We start from the raw sequence: 2,983 nt of genomic DNA, 5'->3' as shown, positions 1-2,983 counted from the left end.
CGCTGTAACAGGGCTGTATTTTTACGATAACCAGGTCATTGATATTGCCAAAGAGGTTCGACCATCCGAAAGGGGTGAGCTGGAGATAACGACCGTCAATCAGATCTACCTTGAGCTGCGAAAACTTAAGGTTGAAGTGATGGGCAGAGGCATGGCCTGGCTGGATACAGGTACTCACGATGCACTTCTTGAAGCCAGCCACTTCGTACAAACAATAGAGAAACGTCAGGGCTTGAAAATTGCGGCTCTGGAAGAAATTGCCTGGAGGAATGGCTGGATTAATGACTCAGAGTTTCAAGAACTGGCAACAGGTCTCCTGAAGAGTGGTTATGGGCGCTATTTGCTGTCCTTGATGAACTGAGCAGAACGCAGCAAACACACCAACACCACCAGCTTGATACTAACCCTGAAACTCTATAGAGTTGCCCCTCTGATTTATTTGCACAGTCTGTTCAAGGGCCGGACTCCAGATCGGCAGTACCAGGAAACATAAATGGCACACATTGACGAACTCAAAACGATACTGGCGGAAGTGCTGGAGGTCGAGACCCAGACCTTTGACGAAGAGACCCAACTTCTGGGTGCTCTTCCTGAGTTTGACTCCATGGCCGTAGTGGGGGTGATTACCGCTATGGAAGAGTCTTTTGGCATCAACGTAGCCGATGATGATATTGATGCGACCATCTTCGAAACAGTTGGTAGTTTGTTGGGCTATATTAACCGGGCTACCTGAGTCGTTTTTTGTTTCGAAATGAGCCCAATGTGTCAGGCTTTTTGAGATTTTGGAGTGATGCCAAAACCCAGAGCCTGCATAACGCTCAGGATGGTTTTTAATGTTGGGTTTCCGTCTTCGCTAAATGAGCGATACAGTTGCTCACGGGAAAGGCCGGTTTGTCTGGCAACGTTGCTCATACCCTCAGCCCGGGCAACAACCCCCAGAGCCTTGGCAATATAAGAAGCGTCACCAGTCTCAAAAGCATCAGTAATAAACACCTCTCTGGCTTCCGGGCTGTACAGTGCTTCTGCGGGATCGTAATCGTATACGGGTTCAGTCATCATTTTTTCCTCCATTGTTTTGCCAGCTGTTTAGCAAGTTCTATATCTTTGCTCTGCGTGCTCTTGTTCCCTCCACACAGCAGAAGAATGATCTCGCCTCCTTGTTGGCGGAAGTACACTCGGTATCCGGGGCCATAATGAACTCTCAGCTCGCTGACCCCCTGACCAACTGGGGAAACATCACCAGGAAGGCCGTTAGCCAAGCGAAATATTCGAGCTGCTATGGTGGCTTTTGCCCGGGCATCCTTTAACTTGCGCTCCCAATTACGATAGGTTTCAGTTTCTCTAATGGTGATCATATAATAAATTGTAGTTTATAAACTACAAAATAAAAAGGCTATATGTTGTAGCCAACAGCCAAGCTGTTATGTCCCATAACGTTCGCCCTGAGCAACAAAAACAGCACTACAGGGTGTCGCCAACACCACTAAACCTGAGTTAACTGGCATTCACTTTGTCTGCCGAAATACTGCCTCTGTACTGCTTCTGCTGAGAAAAAAATTTCAAACGAGACAGCAACAATCGTTTTCCCGCGAGCCACCGCTCATCGGCCTGTAATGCCCCGACACTCATTGCTTTACAGATAGGCCAACATAACTGGCTGGCAATCACCACAATGTCTTCAATTCTCTTACCGCAGTAAGTTTACTATCACATGTTACCAAATATGCCTGGTAGTAGATCGCGGTGGCACCAATGAGACTATCAGCAGGATCCTTATGGCTAAAACAAGAGCTGATAGAGAGTTTTGCAATCTCTGGTGATATAGGAAGTACAGTAAGCCTGTTAGCACTAATAACATCTTTAAGAAAGCTACTAATATCCACACTAAGGGTCAAACGCTTTTTTGCTAACAGCATAGAAATTTCCCACATAGAAATATCACAGTATGCGAGTTCGCCTTTCTCTCTTGCTGCTTCGAGAGTTTTGTGCGCTTTAGCTGACAATTTGTCTGGGGCGATAGCATCAAATATCAGCACATGCGTATCCAGGATGATCACTTCTCTGCATCCCAGCTTTCGCCGAGCGGTGAAATAACATCACCTATCTGGCATTGAGAAGCCATTTTGTTTAACCTGTTTCTAGCCTCACTCTCCCCATCTGGCTCAGGGATAATACGTGCAATAATTTCACCATGTCTGGATAGGGCCAAGCTTTCTCCATTGCTGACCCGTGCAAGCCAAACCTGCAAGTTTTCTCGAAAGTCAGATACTTTCACCTATACAGTTTCCATACTCTCTCCCGTTTTATTCGTATGTAAAGATTCGTACAATAATGCGTACAAAATGTATAGACCATAGCCATTACCTTCGCAATCCTGTCGATACCGACTGACCTGTCTCAAACCAGAAGCTCTTTCACTTCAGGATGACTCAGGAACTTCTGCGGACTGGCTGTGGCTCCGTAAGCACCCGACTGAAACACAACAACCAGATCACCCACATCTGCCACAGGCAACTCCAGCTTGGCCCCAACAATATCCAGGGGGGTGCATAATGGTCCAACGATCTCAACGGTTTCTTTCTCTTCCGATGCGATGCGATTAGCAATCAGAACAGGGTAGTTTTTACGGATAACCTGCCCAAAATTTCCCGAGTTTGACAGGTGATGATGCAGCCCGCCATCGGTCATCAGGAAAGTCTGACCTCTGGATGCTTTTTTATCCGTAACCTGGCAGAAGTAGTAACCCGCTTCTGCGACCAGGTATCGACCTAACTCCATAACCAGCTCAGCATTTTTTAATCGGCCCGTACGAGCCTCCATCAGCTTTTGAAGATGTTCAGCAATGGGGATAATATCCAGTGCCTGCTCACCCGGAAAATAAGGAATCCCCAGACCACCACCGATGTTGATATGCTGAACCGGGACAGGAGCCAACTCACAGAGTCGTGCAGCCAGCTGGGGAGAGTGAGGCTAGAAACAGGTT

General features: G+C 47.2%; 6 protein-coding genes. 2 read left to right on the top strand and 4 right to left on the bottom strand.

The window, feature by feature from the left end; translation table 11 throughout:
• Both KDK19_RS10585 and KDK19_RS10580 read left to right on the top strand, forming a co-directional pair.
• A partial coding sequence (locus KDK19_RS10585) for a sugar phosphate nucleotidyltransferase (RefSeq protein ID WP_257291914.1) occupies positions 1–361 on the top strand: 361 nt, incomplete at its 5' end.
• A gap of 132 nt (positions 362–493) precedes the next feature.
• Complete coding sequence (locus KDK19_RS10580; protein ID WP_257275379.1) at positions 494–733, top strand: acyl carrier protein; 240 nt, start codon at positions 494–496, stop codon at positions 731–733.
• Positions 734–765: 32 nt separating this feature from the next.
• Here KDK19_RS10580 and KDK19_RS10575 read toward each other — a convergent pair whose 3' ends face one another.
• From KDK19_RS10575 to KDK19_RS10560, 4 genes are all read right to left on the bottom strand, one after another.
• Positions 766–1,059 carry an addiction module antidote protein gene (locus KDK19_RS10575; RefSeq protein ID WP_257255169.1) on the bottom strand — a complete coding sequence of 98 codons (294 nt, stop codon included), beginning with the start codon at positions 1,057–1,059 and terminating at the stop codon, positions 766–768.
• Positions 1,056–1,355 carry a type II toxin-antitoxin system RelE/ParE family toxin gene (locus KDK19_RS10570; protein WP_257255170.1) on the bottom strand — a complete coding sequence of 100 codons (300 nt, stop codon included), beginning with the start codon at positions 1,353–1,355 and terminating at the stop codon, positions 1,056–1,058. The genes KDK19_RS10575 and KDK19_RS10570 overlap by 4 nt, the downstream gene beginning before the upstream one ends.
• Positions 1,356–1,664: 309 nt before the next feature.
• Entirely contained in the window at positions 1,665–2,057 is a 393-nt protein-coding gene (locus KDK19_RS10565) for a type II toxin-antitoxin system VapC family toxin (protein WP_257291913.1), read from the bottom strand.
• A gap of 340 nt (positions 2,058–2,397) precedes the next feature.
• Positions 2,398–2,934 carry a hypothetical protein gene (locus KDK19_RS10560; protein ID WP_257291912.1) on the bottom strand — a complete coding sequence of 179 codons (537 nt, stop codon included), beginning with the start codon at positions 2,932–2,934 and terminating at the stop codon, positions 2,398–2,400.
• Positions 2,935–2,983: the final 49 nt, after the last annotated feature.

The sequence above is a fragment of the Endozoicomonas sp. ONNA1 genome, assembly GCF_024606325.1.
GTDB lineage: Bacteria > Pseudomonadota > Gammaproteobacteria > Pseudomonadales > Endozoicomonadaceae > Endozoicomonas_A.
This window is presented reverse-complemented; position numbering and strand designations above follow the sequence as displayed.